Consider the following 18,826-nt stretch of genomic DNA (forward strand, 5'->3'; position numbering starts at 1 on the left):
ATTTCGGGCAAAAAATCGGACATACGAAGGGCCGGAGGGAAACCTCCGGCCATTTTCTTTGTCAGATCAGTGTGATTCAGGTTATAGTTCAACCTCTGCCGTATTGCCGGAGCCTGGCACACGAAATGTCCGCGACCACTGAAACCCGTCAATTCCTCTCGCCCGCCCTGAAAGCGCGCTTCGTCCGGCATCTGGCCGAGCTTGGCGCGCTCTGCGCCGTTCTCGCCGGGCTGACGGTGCTGGTGTCGCTGGCCTCCTATCATCCGGGCGATCCGTCATTCGATACCGCCTCGTCCCTGCCGCCGCAGAACCTCGCCGGCCGCTTCGGCGCGATCCTCGCCGACCTGCTGCTGCAAGGTTTCGGCATCGCCGGCGCCCTGCCGGCGCTGGTGCTGCTCGCCTGGGGATTCGCGCTCGTCAATCGTGGCGAGATCACCCGCTTCCGGCTGCGCGCCCTGTCCACCCTGCTCGCGCTGCCGGCCCTGGCCTGCACGCTGGGCGTCCTGCAATCCTTCGATGCCGGTTTCGCGCCCGGCTGGCCGGCCGCGTCCGGCCCCGGCGGCGCTGTCGGCACGCTGCTCGGCGGCTATGGCGCCGATGTCGCCCATTCGGCGCTCGGCATGATCGGCCGGGCCGCGCTGCTCGGCCTCTCCGCGCTGCTGGGCACGGGATTCACGGTCTTTGCCTTCGGCCTGACCTCCGGCGAGTGGCAACTGGCCGGCCGCCGCGCCGCCGCCGCGGCCGCCGTCTCAGCCCGGCAGGGCCGCCGCGCCGTGCGCGCGGCCGGCAGCACGTCGATCTGGCTGCGGGACATCGTGGCCTCGCAGCCGATGTCCGAAACCACGGCGGCGGACGATCGGGCCTCGCTCGTCATCCCGCGCGGCCCCGTCGAGACCGGCGATCCCGCCGGCTCCTACGACGATGAGGCCGGCGCCGCCCTCGCCAACCCGCCGGCATCGTTCAGCCAGGCGGAGGGACGATCCGCCCCCTCGCGGCTCACCCGCGCCGCGCCGCCGCGCAAGGCGCCGCCGCGTCAGGAGCGCCTGCCCCTGCCGGACAATCTCTGGCGCCTGCCGCCGCTGGAGTTGCTCAAGCAGGCGCCCTCGCGCCAGACATCCGGCGGCCCCAATGCCGAGGCGCTGCAAGCCAATGCGCGGCTGCTCGAAACCGTTCTCGGCGATTACGGCGTGCAGGGCAGGATCGTCGAGATCCGTCCCGGCCCGGTCGTCACCCTCTATGAGCTGGAACCCGCCCCCGGCATCCGCTCCGCCCGCGTCATCGGCCTGGCCGATGACATCGCCCGCAGCCTCTCCGTCCTCGCCGTGCGCATCGCGACGGTGCAGGGCCGCAACGTGATCGGCATCGAGGTGCCGAATGCGAAGCGCGAGACCGTCTTCCTCTCCGAGCTTCTCGAATCGTCCGACTGGAACGCCACCACCGGCCGCCTCGGCCTCGCGCTCGGCAAGGATATCGGCGGCAAGCCCGTCATCGCCGATCTCGCCCGCATGCCGCATCTGCTGATCGCCGGCACCACCGGCTCCGGCAAGTCGGTCGGCGTCAACGCGATGATCCTGAGCCTGCTCTACCGCCTCTCGCCCGACGAATGCCGTCTGATCATGATCGACCCGAAAATGCTGGAACTCTCGGTCTATGAGGGCATCCCGCATCTCCTCGCCCCGGTCGTCACCGAGCCGGCCAAGGCGGTCGCGGCCCTCAAATGGGTGGTCCGCGAGATGGAGCGCCGCTACCGCGCGATGAGCGGCCTCTCGGTGCGCAACATCGCCGGCTACAACGATCGGGTGAACGAGGCGCTCGCCCGCGGCGAGGTCGTCACCCGCCGGGTGCAGACCGGCTTCGATTCCGAAACCGGCAAGCCGATCTTCGAGGACCAGCCGCTGGCGCTCGAAGCCCTGCCGCTCATCGTCGTCGTCATCGACGAGATGGCCGACCTGATGATGGTCGCCGGCAAGGAGATCGAGGCCGCGGTCCAGCGCCTCGCCCAGATGGCCCGCGCCGCCGGCATCCATGTCATCATGGCGACCCAGCGCCCCTCGGTCGACGTCATCACCGGCACGATCAAGGCAAACTTCCCCACCCGAATCTCCTTCCAGGTGATCTCGAAATTCGACAGCCGCACCATCCTCGGCGAGCAGGGGGCCGAGCAGCTCCTCGGCATGGGCGACATGCTCTACATGGCCGGCGGCGGCCGCATCACCCGCGTCCACGGCCCCTTCGTCACCGACCGCGAGGTGGAGGACGTCGTCGCCTATCTGCGCGAGCAGGGCGAGCCCGACTATGTCGAGGCCGTGACCGAGGCGGTGGAGGACGACGCGCCCGCAATGCCCGGCCTCGCCGCGGCCGAGGGCGGCGAGGGCGGGCTCTACCAGCAGGCCGTCGCCCTGGTCGCGCGCGAGGGCAAGGCCAGCACCTCCTTCATCCAGCGCCACCTGCAAATCGGCTACAACCGTGCCGCCAAGCTGATCGAGCAGATGGAAAAGGACGGCGTGGTCGGCCCGGCCAACCATGTCGGCAAGCGCGAGGTGCTGATTGCCGGCGAGCGCGATTGACCGCCTGCCCCCGGCGCTGATCGTCCACGACGCCGCGGATATCGCCCGCGCGCTCGCCCCCGCCCGCCCGGTCACGCTGCTCTCGCCGCCCGGCTTCGCCCTCCATGCCGGCTGCCTGTGGTGGCAGAGCCTGCTCGCCGCCGCCCGCTTCGACGGCCCCGCCCTGCTCGACTGCGCCGATGCCCCCGGCCGCGCGCTGGAGGCGCTGCGGATCGGCCTGCGCGGCCTGGTTCTCGATCCGGCGACCCCGGCCTTTCCCCGCATCGCCGCCCTCGCCGATGAATCCGGCGCAACCTTGCTCGCGGCACCGCCGCCAGCGCTCGATCTCGCCGCCGAAATCGCCCCTGCTGCCCTCGCCGCATGGCTGGACGCGGTGAAAAATCCGGCTTAACGGCATCCCGCTTGCCATCTTTCAGCCTGCATACTTTTACAGAGGGAGATCCCAATGCGCGTCACTCAACGGGTCAGGAAGATCCTGAGCTGGTACGAAAGCGACAATCCCGGCACCAAGGCCAACCTCGCCCGCATCCTGATGCAGGGCAAGCTCGGCGGCACCGGCAAGATGGTCATCCTCCCGGTCGATCAGGGTTTCGAACACGGCCCCGCGCGCAGCTTCGCCAGCAATCCTGCCGCCTATGACCCACACTACCATTTCCAGCTCGCCCTCGATGCCGGCCTGTCCGCCTATGCCGCCCCGCTCGGCATGATCGAGGCCGGGGCCGACGCCTTCGCCGGCAGCATCCCCACCATCCTCAAGCTCAACTCCTCCAACTCGCTGGCCACCGAGAAGGACCAGGCCGTCACCGGCTCGATTTCCGACGCCCTGCGCCTCGGCTGCGCCGCGGTCGGCTTCACCATCTATCCCGGCAGCGAGCACCAGTTCGCGATGATGGAGGAATTCCGCGAACTCGCCGAAGAGGCGAAGTCCGCCGGCCTCGCCGTCGTGCTGTGGTCGTATCCGCGCGGCCCGATGATCGACAAGAAGGCCGAAACCGCGATCGACATCTGCGCCTATGCCGCGCACATGGCGGCACTGCTCGGCGCCCACATCATCAAGGTGAAGCCGCCCACCGAGCATATCGGGCTCGACGCCGCGCGGAAGGCCTATGAGAAGGTGGACGTCTCGACCATGGCCCGCCGCATCGAGCACGTCGTCCAGTCCTGCTTCAACGGCCGCCGCCTCGTGGTGTTCTCCGGCGGCGAGGCAACCGACTCGGCCAGCCTGCTCGACACCGTGCGCGCCCTGAACGAAGGCGGCGCCTCCGGCTCGATCATCGGCCGCAACGCCTTCACCCGCCCGCGGGACGAGGCGCTGGCCCTGCTCGCGCAGATCGTCGGCATCTACCAGGGCAAGGCTTGACCGAGCTTTACCTCATCACCCCGCCCCGCATCGGCCCCGATTTCGCCGATGCGCTGGCGGCCGCGCTGGACGCCGGGCCGGTGGCCTGCGTCCAGCTCCGCCTCAAGGACGCCACGCCGGACGACGTGCGCCGCGCGGTCGATGCGCTGCGCCCCGTCGCGCAATCACGCGGCGTCGCCTTCCTGCTGAACGACGATCCCCGCCTCGCGGTCGAAACCGGGTGCGACGGCGCGCATCTCGGGCAGGACGACCTCGCCGCCCATGGCGGCCTCTCCCGCGCGCGCCAGACGCTCGCCGGGCTGAGCCTCGGCATCACCTGCCACGACAGCCGGCACCTCGCCATGGAAGCGGCCGAGCAGGGGGCGGATTACGTCGCCTTCGGCGCGTTTTTCCCGACCGCGACCAAAACCCCGAAAGCCCACGCCGATATCGAGTTGCTGCGCTGGTGGTCCGAACTGATGGAAATCCCCTCGGTTGCCATCGGCGGCATCACCCAGGACAATTTTGCCCCCCTCGCGGATGCGGGCGCCGATTTCCTCGCGGTCATCGGCGCCGTCTGGAACCATCCGGATGGCCCGGCTGCGGGCGTGCGGGGATTTTCAAAAAAGATCGGCCATGATTGAAGTCATTTCATGACATTCAGGGAAATATCCTGGAGCGTTTTCCGACCCTTTCGGATCGGATGATGCTCTTTCATATAAATAACCAGGACATTCTTATCCGATCGGATGATGTCCTGGTCTTTGAATAAAACTTATATATCAGTTCTATTCAGATTATGCAGGAATTTGATTACAGCCTCAGTGTCCTGCCGGTCATCGAACAGTAGCCCGTCAGAAGTATCTGAGTGAACAAATAGTTTTGCGATTATGACCCCTGCATCTTTAAATATGATTTCTAATTTTCCTCTCGGTTCGGCATAGCTCTGGCTGAAAACAACAACAAATACCGGGCAATCTTTCGCCGCTTTTTTGATACGGAATATTGTTCCTGCCATATCTTCGTAAAATGATGAAGTATTCATCATCATAAGCAATAAAGTTTTATCTTTATTTGAAATCGCCTGTCTCAGGCGATCTACGCGTCGGGTAAGTTTTTGATATTCAGCATCATCAGCGACGTTTTGATGATTAAATATCGCCCCGTGAGGCATCGAATATTTTTCTTGATAGAATGCATGCTGGCATTTGGAGCCATTTTCAATTGGTACCAGATAGTTACGATTTAAAAGTGTAGAAAAATCATCTTCGAAACAATCAGCAATCATTGATGGATTTGAGAAAATCCAGTCAAATGGGAAGGACGCACGCCTCAAACCGGCTTCGCGCAGATGAGCTGCTGCTGTACAATATGTTCCTATACTGATGATATTTTCAAATCTATTATTTTGTGCGGCGTGTGATAAGGCGGTTTCTTGATCGTTTTTGATGCCGTCAGATATTTGTTTCGATATGATAATCTGTGAGTTAATGCTAATTTGTTCTTTTAGTTTTTCACGGACATCCCGATACCTGATCTGAAGCTCACGATAGGCTTCATGAATATCGCGGATAAATCCGATCTGTTTAAAATAATCGACTCGATTTTGAATATGGGTTGGAAAATTATGGTCAATATTTATGTATTCAGCGAGATGCCAGAAATTGCCAACAACTCCACCTAAAGCGACCTGATCCTCGATGCCCCCCTCAGAGAGCATGACTTTGAACCACTCTTCTGTATGCGAGAATGACTGGAGTTTCGTCCGAATTTTTTCTGCGCCGCCAAGATAAGTGAAGTGCCAGCCGGACTGCTGTATCTCGTGATAAAGATGACCAAAAGTTTCTTTTAATAAATCTTTATCTATGCGGCCAGAGGTAAAATTACGAAGTTTTTCTCTGTATTTCCAAGTAAAACCAAATGCTCTGGACCATCCAGAAGGCTCAGCTCTCAAATTGAGATAGTACTGGAACATTGGCATATCGAAAGCGATATACCCATCCGTCCCGCGAATATTTTGAATGACGTCGCGTCGGTAAATCTCGTCTGCGTCGCTGACCAGAACCAAATCACCTGGTCGAGCCAAATTGCAGCCTGCCGCCAACGCATCACGCTGCGCAAATTCCCTGTCCCATGGATTTCCCGTATCGGGCAAATCATTCAGGATAATATGAATTACTTTATCTAAATATTTTGAAAAACGCTGCTTGTTTTCCGCGAAATAGAGCGGTTTTGGTTTTCCTTGAAAGGTTAGGGCTGATTCGCAAATAACAAAATAGTCAACAACGTCATAAAGCTCTTCAAATCTTACTTCCAAAAGGTCAATTTCATTAAAGAAAGTAAAACAATCAAAAATACGACAATCCATAATTAACTCCAAAAAAATAGCCGCGGCTGGCGCTGGATATGTGGTCGCAGACAATATGATCGATTGGCTAGATCACTAAATGTTGTTTATCAAGATCGAGAGGACCCGGTCCGAAAATCTAAATTCAAAAAACGGGTCTCGGGAAGGTGTTTCGGACATTCACGTCGAACGGCAGAAGCGCATCTTCATTGCCGACACGATTGCCAACAAAGACAAGATTTTCAATGTCAGGAAAACTGGCTCCCGGAGTAGGACTCGAACCTACGACCGAGCGGTTAACAGCCGCTTGCTCTACCAACTGAGCTATCCGGGACCAGTGGGAAGCCTCTTAGCGAAGGCCGCGGCGGAAGGCAACAGGGGAGGTTCATATCCGCCTTGCGCCACCCGATCTGGACGCCACCGCAGAGTTTTGTCCCCCGCCGTCGCCGAAACGGGCGGCGAGATACGCCTGGAAAAATTTGGAATGGCCCTCCCCGGACTCGAACCGGGATGCCCGCAAGGGCGCGCGATTTTCGTACCACTTCGGCTTTCGCCGCCCCATGCGGGTTCGTGGTCTGGACTGTCCCTTCGCCCTGTCACCCGCTTGCGCAGGTGAGTTAGGCGCCGCCCGTCCAGTCTCTACACCTTCCCGTCTCCGGGCTTGGCTCGGGATTAGCAGTCAAGCCTTCCCCGACTTTGAGCGGTTCTACTCCGGGCATTTCCACCCGGGCACCCAATTTACGATGAGTCGCGTTCGTCTACCATTCCGACAGAGGGCCGGTAGCTACAGGATATATCGAATTCTGCCGGCGCTGCAAAGAGCCGGCCGGCGCGCCGCTCAGGCGCTCCCCGCCCCGCGCCGCCGCTTGCGCCCCGGCACCGTGCCGGCGGCGCGGGCAACCGCGCGCGGAAACCGCTCCGGCGGCTGCGGCGCTACCCGCTCCACCGTCGCCGGGTCGATCACCCGCAAATCGCGATAGGCGCCGCCCTCGCGGCTGAAATGCGGGCTGTAAAACGGGTCCACCGCCAGCTCCCGCCCCCAGCGTGCCAGCATCGCCTCGTTCTCGAACATGAACCGCGCAACCTTCGAATCGTCGAAATCATCGCCCCGGCTCAGGCTCTCCCGATGCTCGCACACCACATCGGCGGCATAGATGATCCGATACCCGGCCGCCCGGATCTTCATGCACAGATCGACATCGTTGAACGCAACGGTCAGGTCCGCCTCATCGAACCCGCCCGCCGCCTCGAACGCCTCCCGCCGCACCAGCATGCAGGCCGCCGTCACCGCCGCAACCTCGCGCGACGCGATCGCATGCGCGATATACCCAGGCTGGTCGCCCGGCAGCCCGCGAAACCCGTGATCCGCCACCCCGCCAACACCCAGAACCACCCCCGCATGCTGCACCATGCCGTTCGGATACAGCAGCTTGGCACCCACCGCGCCCACGCCCGGATCGGCCAGCGCCTCGTTCAGCATCGTCCGCAGCCAGAGCGGGTCGCGCACGAACACGTCATTGTTCATGAACAGCAGGAACGGATGCCGCGCCGCCGCCACGCCGAGATTGTTGATCCGCGAATAGTTGAACGGCTCGGGAATGCGCAGCACCCTGGTATCCGCCAGATTCCCCTGTTCGACGGCGAAGCGCTCCGCATCCGCCTCCTGCGACCAGTTGTCGAGCAGCAATGTTTCACATGAAACATCCGCCGTAACCTCGCGGATCGCGGCAACGCATTGCTGCGTCATCGCGATGTGGTCGCGATACGGAATGAGGATCGACACGCCGGGATCGTCGTCGATCACGAAGCTGGTCCGGTAGCAGGTCAGCGCGCCGCGCCGCGCCGTCTTGCCTGCGATCCCCCGGCGCCGCAGATGGGCGGCAACGGCGCGCGCCCCCGCATCGGCCGCTGCCGGCTTGGCCGCGCCGGCGGCGGCGGTGGAACGCTCGGTGATCCGCCAGTGATAGAGAATTTCCGGCACGTGATGAATCTCGTGCCCGCCGAGACGCTCGACCATCCGCAGCAGCAGGTCGTGATCCTGCGCGCCGTCGAGCGACGGGTCGAGCCGGCCGGCCTCGCGGGCAAGTGCCGCATCGACCACCACCAGATGGCAGATATAGTTGAGGTCGAGCAGCAGGCGATAATTGAAATCCGGCTTGAAATTCGGCTCCGAAACCTGGCCGCGCCGGTCGATCTTGTCCTCGTCGGAATAGAGCAGCCGCGCCCCGGTCGCCGCCTGCGCGCGCATCATCGCATCGAGCGCGCAGGGATCGAGCAAATCGTCATGGTCGAAGAAGGCGATGAAGGCGCCGCGCGCCAGTTCGATCGCGCGATTGGTGGCGGCGGCGATGCCGCGATTGGCCGGCAGTGTCTCGACCCGGATGCGCTCGCAGTCCCCGGCAAGGCGGCGCAGCAACGCTGTCAGCCGCGCATCGTCGCTCCCGTCATCGACCAGGATGAGCTCCCAGTTCCCATAGGTCTGCGCCAGGACCGAATCCACCGCGGCGATGAAGGCGCCCTGCTCAGGCCGATACACCGGGCAGATGACCGACACGAGCGGCGAATCTTCGCGCGCGCCGTAGCGGGCCGCGATGCGCGCCGGGACGAGCGGTTGGCTCTGGGCGGCCCATTCGCGGTATCTCGCGAGGCAAAATGTCTCGGCGGGCAGCACCGCCCTGAGATCCCGCCGCAGGCCGTAGGCGTAGCGCAGCAGATCGTCGGCCTTCTCGATCAGCGCGTTGATGCGTGCTCGCTCGGACGTCCCCGGCATGCGCAGCTCGACCGGGCTGCCCCGCAGCGGGATGCGATCCGGCATCACATGAAAATCGAAGGTCTTGGCGCCATTGGCGTGAAGTGAAGCGGGCGGCGTCCAGGCAAACCCGCAGCACGGATCGGCGCCGAGCGCCTCGGCCACGTCCGCCCGGAACTGGTCGGCCAGAAGCTCGGCAAGAGGCTGGCCGCCGGTGGAGACGAGAATGCGAAGCCCGCCGGATTTCAGCCCCGCCCGCTCATCGACGCGCAAGGCCCAGCCCTGGACCACCCCATCCACGAGACCGTCGAGCACACCTTCGACATGAACACGCCGCGTCAGGCAGAAATGCAGCTCCGGCAGGGCGAAACCCGCCCGCGCCGGCAGCGTCACCTTCTGCCCGTCCATCGTCGCCAGGGACAGCACGTGGCGCAGCCCGTCCTGATAGAGGTAGGGGATCGCGAAGTGAAAGCCGACCCTGGTGTTCGGCAGGTGCAGCTGGTGCAGATCCGGCCGGTCGAGATCGCACGTGATGACATCGGCGATCTGGCCATCGATCATGACGCGGAGCGACAGCGGCCGGGACATGTCGCCGGGATCGACCGCCCATCCGGCCAGCGATGCCTCCTCGATGCGGTCGAGAAACCCCAGGATGGTCGGCCCGGCCGTGCTGGCGCGGGGGGGAGCGGCCACGTTGCGCCTGGAATTCGCCGAAGGCTTTGCCATGAAAATTCCCTGTGAAATGGTCCGTGGTGAAATAGTCGGTGCGTTCCGCGTCGGGACGCTCAAATTCAGCGAATCTATCGAATAATATTTAACCATTGTTTACCGGTATCGGGTTTTGGCGGCAAGCAAGCCGCGGCGCCGCTGCGGATCGAGTTGCCAAGCCCGGCGCGATTGCCTATACCGCCCGCTTCCAGCGCGACCAGGTCGCGAGACCGGGCCTTTTTGGCATGCCCGGCCGCACGCCGCGCCCCCGGTCGAGACCGGGTATGGACGAGAAGGAGTATGAAATGCCGAAGATGAAGACCAAGTCGTCGGTCAAGAAGCGGTTCAAGATCACCGCGACCGGCAAGGTGATGGCGGGCCACGGCAACAAGCGCCACGGCCTGATCAATCGCTCCCAGAAGATGAAGCGCACCAACCGCGGTACGATGGCGCTGCCCGAGCAGGACGGCAAGACCGTCAAGCAGTGGGCCCCCTACGGTCTGGATTGAGGAGCGATAGAGCATGGCACGCGTCAAACGGGGTGTGACGACCCACGCCCGTCACAAGAAAGTTCTCAAGCAGTCCAAAGGGTTTGTCGGCCGCTCGTCGACCAATTACCGGATTGCGCTCGAGCGTCTCGAAAAGGCACTCCGCTACGCCTATCGCGACCGCCGCAACAAGAAGCGCGAATTCCGCGCGCTCTGGATCCAGCGCATCAACGCCGCCGTGCGTGAGCAGGGCATGACCTACAGCCAGTTCATCGCCGCCCTCAAGGCCGCGAATATCGAGCTGGACCGCAAGGTGCTCGCCGCGATGGCATTCGATGATCCCGCGGGTTTCACCGCGATCGTCGAGGCGGCCAAGGCCGTCCGCGCGTAAACAATCAATCTGGTGCCGGTCCGTCGAGGCGGATCGGCACCAGGTGATGCATGAACAGCGCCGCGCATGACGCCCAGTCATGCTGCTCTGCGAAGCGCCGGCAGTCAGCACGGTCGAGCTGCAGGGCCTTCTTTGCCGCCGCCCCCAGATCCTCATCCAGAATCCCGACCTCCGGCGTCTCGCCGCCGATGATATCGGCCGGGCCGGGAACCGGGAATGCGGCAACCGGCGTTCCGCTCGCCAGCGCCTCCAGCACGACAAGCCCAAACGTATCCGTCCGGCTCGGAAAGACGAAGACATCGGCGCTCGCGAACAGCGCGGCGAGATCCGGCCCCTGTCGTGTGCCGAGAAACACGGTGCGCGGCCCGGCATAACGGCGTTCCAGCGCCGCGCGCGCCGGCCCGTCGCCGACCACGAGTCTCGTGCCCGGCAGGTCCAGATCGAGAAAGGCGGGCAGGTTTTTCTCCACCGCGAGCCGCCCGACCGACAGGAAGATGGGCCGCTCATAGGGCAGATCGACCGCCCGCGACGGGTGGAACAGCGCGGCATCGACCCCGCGCGACCAGAGTTTGGTGTTGACAAAGCCCCAGCGGCGCAGCTCGGCCGCGATCGAGGCGGTGGCGACCATCGTGCCCGCGCCGTGGCGATGGAACCGCCGCAGCCACGCGTGCGACAGGCTGAGCGGCAGGCCGGTCCGCGCCGCGAGATATTCGGGGAACCGGGTGTGATAGGCGGTGGTGAAGCGCCACCCGCGCGCGCGCGCCAGCCGCAGCGCCGCGATGCCGAGCGGCCCCTCGGTCGCGATATGCAGCGCATCGGGTGCAAAATCGTCGACCATCCGGCGCAGAAGCCGGCCCGGTGCGACCGAGAGCCGGATTTCGGCATAGAACGGGCAGGGCAGCGTCATGAACCGGTCGGGCCCGATGACGACGACCTCCTGGCCGTCGCGCCGCAGCTCGTCGGTCAGCATCGACAGGGTGCGCACGACGCCGTTCACCTGAGGGTGCCAGGCGTCGCTCACGATCATGATCCGGGCAGGCTCAGGCAGGAGCGACATCCATCGCGCCCGGCTGCACGACGGCGCCGCGGGGGGCAAGGAAGGACAGCCGGTTCAGGGCGGCCCAGTCGAGCAGTTCGAGCCGCCCGTCGTGATGTTCGACCAGCGCCGTGCAGCTCTCCACCCAGTCGCCATCGTTGATGTAGCGAATGCCGTTCACCACCCGCATCTCGGGGTGGTGGATATGGCCGCAGACCACGCCGTCGAACCCGCGCGACGCGGCTTCGGCCGCCAGCGCGACCTCGAACCGGTCGATCGCCTTGACCGCCCCCTTCACCTGGCGCTTGAGGTAGGCGGAGAGCGACCAGTACGGGTAGCCGAGCCGCGCGCGCGCGACATTGAACCAGCGGTTGAGGACCAGTGCCGCGCCATAGGCCCAGTCGCCCAGCACGGCGAGCAGCCGCGCGTAGCACACCACGGAGTCGAACTGGTCGCCATGGATGATGAGCAGCCGTTCCCCCGCCGCGGTGACGTGCTCCGCCTCGTCGGCGAAGCGGATCCCCGCGATCTCGAGGCTGAGGTGAAGATAGCGCCGCACGGCCTCGTCGTGATTGCCGGGGATGTAGGTGACCTTGGTGCCGGCGCGGGCGCTGCGGAGCAGCTGCGTCACGACATCGTCGTGGTGCTTGTCCCAGTACCATCCGCGTTGCAGGCGCCAGCCATCGATGATGTCGCCGACGAGATAGATGTGTTCGGCGCTGGTCCTGCGCAGGAAATCGGCGAGGAAATCAGCCCGGCAGCCGCGCGTGCCGAGATGGGTGTCCGAGATGAACACGCTGCGATAGCGTGTGATCGCGCCGGGGGCTGTCATGCCCGCTCACTACGGCAGGCGGGCGCGCCGCTCCTAATGAAACTCTGGTGACAGATCCACGATCTTTACAAAGCGATGACGATTTTCGCGGGCTCTGCCCAGCCGGTTCAGGCGCCGATCTGGCGCAGCCAGTCCTGCAAATTGTAATAATTGGAAACGCGGGCGATCTTGCCGCCGCGCACCTCGAAGAACGCCCCGGCCGGCAGGACATAACGCTGGCCGCGTGCCTCCGGCAGGCCCGGGTCGGTTTTCAGGTACTCGCCGTGGACCACGAATTCGGCGGCCGCCCGGCTGCCATCCGCGGAGGCGAGGATGACGATGTCCGTCAGATGCTCGCGGTAGGAGACGTCCATGTGGTCGAGAAACGCCGCAAACGCCGCCCGCCCGGTTTCCCGCGCGCCCTGGTTGATGTCGTGCGCCACGTCGTCGGACAGCAGGTCGAGCATCGCCCGCGCCTGGCCGCTGTTGAACGCGGCGTAATAGGCGCCGATCAGCGCGGTCGTCGTCTCGGCCGGGGTCTTCTGCATGGTCTTCAAATTCCCTGTGGTCCCGAACCATTCCAGACTTCCGGCGCCACTTCAAGATTTGGCACCCTTGCCGTCATACCGCTGACGGCCTAACCTTTACGTCAATATATGGAGTGAAACATGAGCCAGCCCGAATCCCGCCAGTTCCGTCTGATCCGCCGCCCCGTCGGCCTGCCGAAGCGCGATGATTTCGAATATCGCGTCGAGCCGGCGCGCAAGCCCGAGGAGGGCGAGATCATGGTCGGCGTCGAATACATCTCGCTCGACCCCGCGATGCGCGGCTGGATGAACGAGGGCAAGTCCTACATCAAGCCGGTCGGGCTCGGCGAGGTCATGCGGGCCGGCGCGGTCGGCACCATCATCGAGAGCCGCGCGGCGGGGTTTGCGGCCGGCGATGTCGTCACCGGCCCGTTCGGCGTGCAGAGCGTGGCGACGATCGCCGCGAAGGATTGCCTGAAGGTCGACCCGAGCCTGGCGCCGAAGCCGCTGTTCATCTCCACCCTCGGCATGCCGGGCATGACCGCGTATTTCGGCCTGCTCGCGGTCGGCGAGCCGAAGGCGGGGGAGACCGTCGTCGTCTCCGCCGCCGCCGGTGCCGTGGGCGCGCTGGTGGGGCAGATCGCGAAGATCCAGGGTTGCCGCGTCGTCGGCATTGCCGGTCGCGAGGACAAATGCCGTTACATCGTCGACGAACTCGGGTTCGACGCGGCGATCGACTACAAATCCGAGAGCGTGCCCGAGCGGCTGCGCGAGACCTGCCCCAACGGGATCGATGTCTATTTCGACAATGTCGGCGGGCAGATCCTCGATGACTGCCTGGCCCGCATCAACCTGCGCGCCCGTATCGTGATCTGCGGCGCGATTTCCCAATACAACAGCACCACGCCGGTGCGCGGGCCGGCGAACTATCTTTCGCTTCTGGTGAATCGAGCACGCATGCAGGGCATGATCGTGTTCGATTGGGCCGATCGCTATCCCGAAGGCATGCAGGCGATGGCGGGGTGGCTGCGGCAGGGAAAGCTGAAAAGCCGTGAAGATATCGTGGATGGGCTGGAAAATTTCCCGGAAACACTTCTGAAACTTTTCAGCGGCGACAATTTCGGAAAACTCATAACGAAAGTGTGAAATCATCACTGGCCGCGTTCAGGCTCTTGCGTGGGCGCGGCCGATATGCCACGAGGCCGTCACAATTCAGTGACCGGCCCGGCTGGGGCCGACGAGGGGAAAATGTCGTTTATCGTCAAATCGGCCCCCGCTCTCGTGGCGGCAGGGTATCGGTCGATCCATGGCCGATAACATACTCGAGGCGCGCGGTCTGGCGAAGGGTTTTCGCGGCTTCATGGCCGTGCAGGACGTCGACCTGTCGATCGAGCGGGACAGCATTCACGCGCTGATCGGTCCGAATGGCGCGGGCAAGACCACCTGCTTCAACCTGCTGACCAAGTTCCTGCAGCCGAGTGCCGGCAAGATCACATTCGAGGGCAAGGACATCACCGACCTGAAGCCGGCCGATGTCGCCCGCCGCGGCCTGGTGCGCAGCTTCCAGATCTCGGCGGTGTTCGGGCACATGAGCGCGCTCGAGAACGTGCGCGTCGCGCTGGCCCGCTCGCGCGGCGGCAATTTCGATTTCTGGCGCAGCGAACGCGCACTTTCGGTGTTCAACGACCGCGCGCACGAACTGCTCTACGATGTCGGGCTGTCGGACAGTGTCGAGGTGCCGGCGGCGGAACTCTCCTATGGCCGCAAGCGCGCGCTGGAGATCGCGACCACGCTGGCGCTCGATCCGAAGCTGATGCTGCTGGACGAGCCGACAGCCGGCATGACCGAGGCGGACGTGGCGCGGATCGTCGCGCTCATCCGCCAGATCCGGAAGGGCCGCACGATCCTGATGGTGGAGCACAATCTCTCCGTCGTCTCCGGCCTGTCGGACCGGATCACGGTGCTGGCGCGCGGCCGCGTGCTGGCCGAGGGCGATTACGCCAGCGTCTCCACCAACGAGGCGGTCATCACCGCCTATCTCGGCTCGGAGCACGCCGATGCTTGAAATCGCCGATCTCAACGCCTGGTACGACGAGAGTCACGTTCTGCATGGCATGAAGTTCGAGGTGCGGGAGGGTGAATGCGTCACCCTGCTCGGCCGCAACGGTGCCGGCAAATCGACGACGCTGAAGGCGATCATGGGGCTGGTGCCGAAGCGCACCGGCAGCATCCGCTTTCGCGGCGCCGAGCTGATCGCCGCCCGCCCCGACGTCATCGGCCGCGCCGGCATCGGCTTCTGCCCGGAAGACCGCGGCATCTTCGCCGGGCTGACGGTGGAGGAAAACCTGATGCTGCCGCCGGTGGTGGCACCCGGGGGCATGAGTGTCGCCGATATCCACGAGCTGTTCCCCAATTTGCGCGAGCGCGCGAAAAGCCCGGGCACCAAGCTCTCGGGCGGCGAACAGCAGATGCTGGCGATCGCCCGCATTCTGCGCACCGGCGCCAAGCTGCTGCTGCTCGACGAGCCGACCGAGGGGCTTGCGCCGGTCATCGTCCAGCAGATCGGCCACATGATCGCGGAGATCAAGCGCCGTGGCTTTACCGTGCTGCTGGTGGAGCAGAATTTCCGCTTTGCCGCCAAGCTTGCTGACCGGCACTACCTCGTCGAGCACGGTCAGGTCGTGGACATGATCCCGGCCAATGAGCTCGCCGCCCGCGCCGAGTCGCTCAACCGGCGACTTGGTATCTGAACCTCAACGAAGGAAACATCCATGGACCTGAGCAGAAGAAACCTTCTCGGCGGCGCCGCCGCCGGCGTTGCAGCGGCCTCGCTGCCCGGCACGCGGGCGCGCGCGGCCTCGGCCAAGAAGCTCAAGATCGCCGTCGTCAGCGATTTTTCCGGCCCCTATCGCGACATCGGCGGCCCGACCTCGGTTGCGTGCGTCGAGCAGGCGATCGCCGATTTCGGCGCCAAGCAGAAGGGCTATGACGTCGAGGTGATCCGTGGCGACCACCAGGAGAACCCGGGTGTCGGCACCGCGCTGGCCCGCCGCTTCTACGACCAGGGTGCGGACCTCGTGATCGACGTCCCGAACTCCGCGATCGGCATCGCCATCGAGGGCGTCGCGCACGACAAGAACCGCGCCTACATCAACACCAACTCCGCCTCCTCCGACATCACCGGCAAGTTCTGCAACGCGCAGACCGTGCACTGGACCTACGACACCTACATGCTGTCGCACTCCACCGGCGGCGCCATCGTGAAGTCGGGCGGCAAGAAGTGGTTCTTCATCACCGCCGACTATGCGTTCGGTCACCTGCTGCACGAGCAGACCGCCGCTGTCGTGAAGCAGATGGGCGGCCAGGTGCTCGGCAACATCAACTATCCGTTCCCGACCACGACCGACTTCTCCTCCTACCTGATCCAGGCCCAGGCCTCCGGCGCCGACGTGCTCGGCCTCGCCAACGCGGGCAAGGACACGGTGAACTCGATCAAGCAGGCGCATCAGTTCGGCCTGAACAAGAAGATGCACATTGCCGGCCTGCTGATCTTCCTGAACGACGTGCATGGCATGGGCCTCGAGATCGCGCAGGGCCTGACGCTCACCGAGAGCTTCTACTGGAACCTGAACGACCGCACCCGCGCGTTCATGAAGCGGGTCAAGCCGCGCACGCCGGACAACTATCCCTCGATGGGCCAGGCCGGCAGCTATTCCGGCACGCTGCACTTCCTCAAGGCCGTCGATGCCATGAACAACATGAAGGACGTGAAGAACGGCGCCGCCGTCGTCGCGCAGATGAAGAAGATGCCGACCGACGACGATGCCTACGGCAAGAACTACATCCGCGAGGATGGCCGCTTCATGTGCCCGGCCTACCTGTTCCGCGTGAAGTCGCCGTCCGAGAGCAAGGAGCCGTGGGACTACTACGATCTCCTCGCCACGACCCCGGCGAAGGAAGCGTTCATGCCGATGGCCGCCGAAGGCTGCCCGCTGGTCAAGGCCTGAGATCAAGCCCGCCATGAAGAGACACACGTCATGCTGATGATCCTCGGCAAGCCGGCGCCGCTGCTGTTCGGGCAGCTGCTGCTCGGCATCATCAACGGCTCGTTCTACGCGATGCTTTCGCTCGGGCTGGCGATCATTTTCGGTCTGCTGAACGTCATCAACTTCGCGCATGGCGCGCTCTTCATGGTGGGCGCGTTCGTGACCTGGGGGCTCCTGCATTATCTCGGCATCGGCTACTGGCCGGCGCTGGTGCTGGCCCCCGTGATGGTTGGCGCGTTCGGGCTCGGGCTCGAACGCACCCTCATCCGCTTCACCTACAAGCTCGACATTCTGTACGGCCTGCTGCTGACCTTCGGCCTCGCGCTGGTGCTGGAGGGGCTGTTCACCAACGCCTATGGCAGCTCGGGCGTATCCTACGGGGCGCCTGACATCCTGTCCGGCACGCTCAATCTCGGCTTCATGTATCTGCCGGTCTATCGCGGCTTCGTGGTGGCCGCGGCAATCATCATCTGCGTGGCGGTCTGGTTCGTGATCGAAAAGACCAGCCTTGGCGCCCTGCTGCGCGCCTCGACCGAAAATCCCGCGCTCGTGCAGGCCTTCGGCGTGAACGTGCCGCGGGTGATCGCGCTGACCTTTGCCGCCGGCGTCTCCCTCGCGGGGCTGGCGGGCGTGCTCGCGGCGCCGCTCTATTCGGTCAATCCGGGCATGGGCACCGACCTGATCAACACGGTGTTCGCCGTTGTCGTGATCGGCGGCATGGGCTCGATCGGCGGCGCTATCATCACCGGCTTCGGCCTTGGCATCATCCAGGGCTTTACCGAGGTCTATTATCCGGCAGCATCGTCCGTCGTTGTCTTCGCGGTGATGGCTGTCGTGCTGCTGGCCCGTCCGGCCGGCCTGTTCGGAAGGGCGGCATGATGTTCGGTTTCACCCGCGCCCAGGCGATCGGCTTCGTCGTCATGGCGGCGATCCTCGCCGTCGCGCCCTTCGTCGTCTATCCGATTTTCGTCATGCAGGTGATGTGCTTCGCGCTCTTCGCGATGGGGGCGAACCTGCTGATGGGTTATACCGGCCTGCTCTCGCTCGGCCAGGCTGCCTTCTTCGGCATGGGCGGCTATGTCGTCGGCTACATGATCCAGACGATGCACGCTTCCACCGAAGTCGGGCTGATCCTTGGTGGGCTCACCGCCGCGGCCATCGGCGTCGTGTTCGGCTGGCTCGCGATCCGGCGGCAAACCATCTATTTCGCGATGATCACCCTCGCCCTCGCGCAGCTCGTCTATTTCTTCGCGGTGCAGGACACGAGCTTTACCGGCGGCGAAAACGGCATCCAGAACATCCCCCGCGGCAACCTGTTCGGCAGCCTGCCCCTGCACAACGACCTGCAGCTCTACTGGCTGGTGTTCGGCGTGTTCATCGCCGGCTTCCTGTTCGTCCATCGGGTGATCCACTCGCCGTTCGGCCAGGTGGTGAAGGCGATCCGCGAGAACGAGAGCCGCGCCATTTCGCTCGGCTACAAGGTCGAGCAGTATAAATGGGTCATCTTCGTGCTGTCCGCGGCGCTGGGTGGCATTGCCGGCGGGCTGAATGCGCTGGTGGTCCGCATCGCCACGCTCACCGATGTCGGCAACGCCACGTCCGGCCTGGTCGTGCTGATGGTTCTGGTCGGCGGGATCGGGACGGTGTTCGGCCCGCTCGTCGGTGCCGCGATCATCGTCGCCATGCAATATTATCTCGCCAGTTTCAGCGACTGGGTGACGGTGATCCAGGGCGTGATCTTCATCGCCTGCGTGCTCGCCTTCCGCCGTGGCGTTGCCGGAGAGGTTGCATCCTGGCTCAAATTGTCCCTTTGATGG

17 protein-coding genes and 1 tRNA gene are annotated in these 18,826 nt (G+C 64.0%); 12 read left to right on the forward strand and 6 right to left on the reverse strand.

Going from position 1 to position 18,826, the window contains the following annotated elements; all coding sequences use genetic code 11:
- Positions 1-125 precede the first annotated feature (125 nt).
- From B7Z76_RS09035 to thiE, 4 genes are read left to right on the forward strand one after another with little or no spacing between them, the layout of a single operon-like run.
- A complete protein-coding gene (locus B7Z76_RS09035; protein ID WP_174503747.1) occupies positions 126-2,567 on the forward strand; it encodes a DNA translocase FtsK in 2,442 nt (813 codons plus the stop codon).
- A complete protein-coding gene (locus B7Z76_RS09040; protein ID WP_174503748.1) occupies positions 2,548-2,958 on the forward strand; it encodes a hypothetical protein in 411 nt (136 codons plus the stop codon). Before B7Z76_RS09035 ends, B7Z76_RS09040 begins: the two co-directional genes overlap by 20 nt.
- Positions 2,959-3,012: 54 nt before the next feature.
- Positions 3,013-3,927: a class I fructose-bisphosphate aldolase gene (locus tag B7Z76_RS09045; protein WP_174503749.1), complete on the forward strand. Its 915-nt coding sequence runs from the start codon at positions 3,013-3,015 to the stop codon at positions 3,925-3,927.
- Complete coding sequence (thiE, locus tag B7Z76_RS09050; protein WP_174503750.1) at positions 3,924-4,550, forward strand: thiamine phosphate synthase; 627 nt, start codon at positions 3,924-3,926, stop codon at positions 4,548-4,550. Before B7Z76_RS09045 ends, thiE begins: the two co-directional genes overlap by 4 nt.
- A 131-nt stretch (positions 4,551-4,681) precedes the next feature.
- Here the strand turns inward: thiE and B7Z76_RS09055 are convergent, their stop codons facing one another.
- From B7Z76_RS09055 to B7Z76_RS09065, 3 genes are all read right to left on the reverse strand, one after another.
- Positions 4,682-6,328, reverse strand: coding sequence for a DUF1796 family putative cysteine peptidase (locus B7Z76_RS09055; RefSeq protein ID WP_174503751.1), 1,647 nt, complete (start codon positions 6,326-6,328; stop codon positions 4,682-4,684).
- A 183-nt stretch (positions 6,329-6,511) separates the two neighbouring features.
- A tRNA-Asn gene (locus B7Z76_RS09060) sits at positions 6,512-6,587 on the reverse strand.
- 504 nt (positions 6,588-7,091) lie between these two features.
- Positions 7,092-9,695: a glycosyltransferase gene (locus tag B7Z76_RS09065; RefSeq protein WP_291343483.1), complete on the reverse strand. Its 2,604-nt coding sequence runs from the start codon at positions 9,693-9,695 to the stop codon at positions 7,092-7,094.
- 320 nt (positions 9,696-10,015) lie between these two features.
- On the opposite strand from B7Z76_RS09065, the gene rpmI reads away from it, so the two are divergent.
- A complete protein-coding gene (gene rpmI, locus B7Z76_RS09070; protein ID WP_012040415.1) occupies positions 10,016-10,219 on the forward strand; it encodes a 50S ribosomal protein L35 in 204 nt (67 codons plus the stop codon).
- Positions 10,220-10,232: 13 nt separating this feature from the next.
- On the forward strand, positions 10,233-10,589 hold the full coding sequence (gene rplT, locus B7Z76_RS09075) for a 50S ribosomal protein L20 (RefSeq protein WP_174503753.1): 357 nt from the start codon (positions 10,233-10,235) through the stop codon (positions 10,587-10,589).
- Positions 10,590-10,593: 4 nt separating this feature from the next.
- Here the strand turns inward: rplT and B7Z76_RS09080 are convergent, their stop codons facing one another.
- The 3 genes from B7Z76_RS09080 to B7Z76_RS09090 all read right to left on the reverse strand — a co-directional run bounded on the left by B7Z76_RS09080 (position 10,594) and on the right by B7Z76_RS09090 (position 12,984).
- Positions 10,594-11,646: a glycosyltransferase family 1 protein gene (locus B7Z76_RS09080; protein ID WP_291343488.1), complete on the reverse strand. Its 1,053-nt coding sequence runs from the start codon at positions 11,644-11,646 to the stop codon at positions 10,594-10,596.
- Positions 11,630-12,457, reverse strand: a complete 828-nt coding sequence (locus B7Z76_RS09085) for a UDP-2,3-diacylglucosamine diphosphatase (RefSeq protein ID WP_174503755.1) — start codon at positions 12,455-12,457, stop codon at positions 11,630-11,632. The genes B7Z76_RS09080 and B7Z76_RS09085 overlap by 17 nt, the downstream gene beginning before the upstream one ends.
- A 107-nt stretch (positions 12,458-12,564) precedes the next feature.
- Positions 12,565-12,984 (reverse strand): ketosteroid isomerase-related protein, encoded by a 420-nt coding sequence (locus tag B7Z76_RS09090; protein ID WP_174503756.1) that lies wholly within the window; start codon positions 12,982-12,984, stop codon positions 12,565-12,567.
- Positions 12,985-13,104: 120 nt separating this feature from the next.
- Here B7Z76_RS09090 and B7Z76_RS09095 point away from each other — a divergent pair, with 120 nt between their 5' ends.
- From B7Z76_RS09095 to B7Z76_RS09120, 6 genes are all read left to right on the forward strand, one after another.
- On the forward strand, positions 13,105-14,109 hold the full coding sequence (locus B7Z76_RS09095) for an NADP-dependent oxidoreductase (protein ID WP_174503757.1): 1,005 nt from the start codon (positions 13,105-13,107) through the stop codon (positions 14,107-14,109).
- A 160-nt stretch (positions 14,110-14,269) separates the two neighbouring features.
- Positions 14,270-15,028, forward strand: coding sequence for an ABC transporter ATP-binding protein (locus tag B7Z76_RS09100; protein WP_174503758.1), 759 nt, complete (start codon positions 14,270-14,272; stop codon positions 15,026-15,028).
- Complete coding sequence (locus tag B7Z76_RS09105) at positions 15,021-15,713, forward strand: ABC transporter ATP-binding protein (RefSeq protein WP_291343492.1); 693 nt, start codon at positions 15,021-15,023, stop codon at positions 15,711-15,713. The genes B7Z76_RS09100 and B7Z76_RS09105 overlap by 8 nt, the downstream gene beginning before the upstream one ends.
- A gap of 21 nt (positions 15,714-15,734) precedes the next feature.
- Positions 15,735-16,970, forward strand: a complete 1,236-nt coding sequence (locus B7Z76_RS09110) for an ABC transporter substrate-binding protein (RefSeq protein ID WP_174503760.1) — start codon at positions 15,735-15,737, stop codon at positions 16,968-16,970.
- 30 nt (positions 16,971-17,000) lie between these two features.
- Positions 17,001-17,888 carry a branched-chain amino acid ABC transporter permease gene (locus B7Z76_RS09115; protein WP_174503761.1) on the forward strand — a complete coding sequence of 296 codons (888 nt, stop codon included), beginning with the start codon at positions 17,001-17,003 and terminating at the stop codon, positions 17,886-17,888.
- Positions 17,888-18,823, forward strand: a complete 936-nt coding sequence (locus B7Z76_RS09120; protein WP_174504862.1) for a branched-chain amino acid ABC transporter permease — start codon at positions 17,888-17,890, stop codon at positions 18,821-18,823. The genes B7Z76_RS09115 and B7Z76_RS09120 overlap by 1 nt, the downstream gene beginning before the upstream one ends.
- Positions 18,824-18,826: the final 3 nt, after the last annotated feature.

Source organism: Acidiphilium sp. 20-67-58 (assembly GCF_002255515.1).
GTDB lineage: Bacteria > Pseudomonadota > Alphaproteobacteria > Acetobacterales > Acetobacteraceae > Acidiphilium.

Coding starts and splice junctions, on each gene's coding strand:
- B7Z76_RS09035 (WP_174503747.1), top strand. CDS start 126: ATGTCCGCGACCACTGAAACCCGTCAATTCCTCTCGCCCGCCCTGAAA.
- B7Z76_RS09045 (WP_174503749.1), top strand. CDS start 3,013: ATGCGCGTCACTCAACGGGTCAGGAAGATCCTGAGCTGGTACGAAAGC.
- rpmI (WP_012040415.1), top strand. CDS start 10,016: ATGCCGAAGATGAAGACCAAGTCGTCGGTCAAGAAGCGGTTCAAGATC.
- rplT (WP_174503753.1), top strand. CDS start 10,233: ATGGCACGCGTCAAACGGGGTGTGACGACCCACGCCCGTCACAAGAAA.
- B7Z76_RS09080 (WP_291343488.1), bottom strand. CDS start 11,646: ATGTCGCTCCTGCCTGAGCCTGCCCGGATCATGATCGTGAGCGACGCC.
- B7Z76_RS09085 (WP_174503755.1), bottom strand. CDS start 12,457: ATGACAGCCCCCGGCGCGATCACACGCTATCGCAGCGTGTTCATCTCG.
- B7Z76_RS09090 (WP_174503756.1), bottom strand. CDS start 12,984: ATGCAGAAGACCCCGGCCGAGACGACGACCGCGCTGATCGGCGCCTAT.
- B7Z76_RS09095 (WP_174503757.1), top strand. CDS start 13,105: ATGAGCCAGCCCGAATCCCGCCAGTTCCGTCTGATCCGCCGCCCCGTC.
- B7Z76_RS09100 (WP_174503758.1), top strand. CDS start 14,270: ATGGCCGATAACATACTCGAGGCGCGCGGTCTGGCGAAGGGTTTTCGC.
- B7Z76_RS09105 (WP_291343492.1), top strand. CDS start 15,021: ATGCTTGAAATCGCCGATCTCAACGCCTGGTACGACGAGAGTCACGTT.
- B7Z76_RS09110 (WP_174503760.1), top strand. CDS start 15,735: ATGGACCTGAGCAGAAGAAACCTTCTCGGCGGCGCCGCCGCCGGCGTT.
- B7Z76_RS09115 (WP_174503761.1), top strand. CDS start 17,001: ATGCTGATGATCCTCGGCAAGCCGGCGCCGCTGCTGTTCGGGCAGCTG.
- B7Z76_RS09120 (WP_174504862.1), top strand. CDS start 17,888: ATGTTCGGTTTCACCCGCGCCCAGGCGATCGGCTTCGTCGTCATGGCG.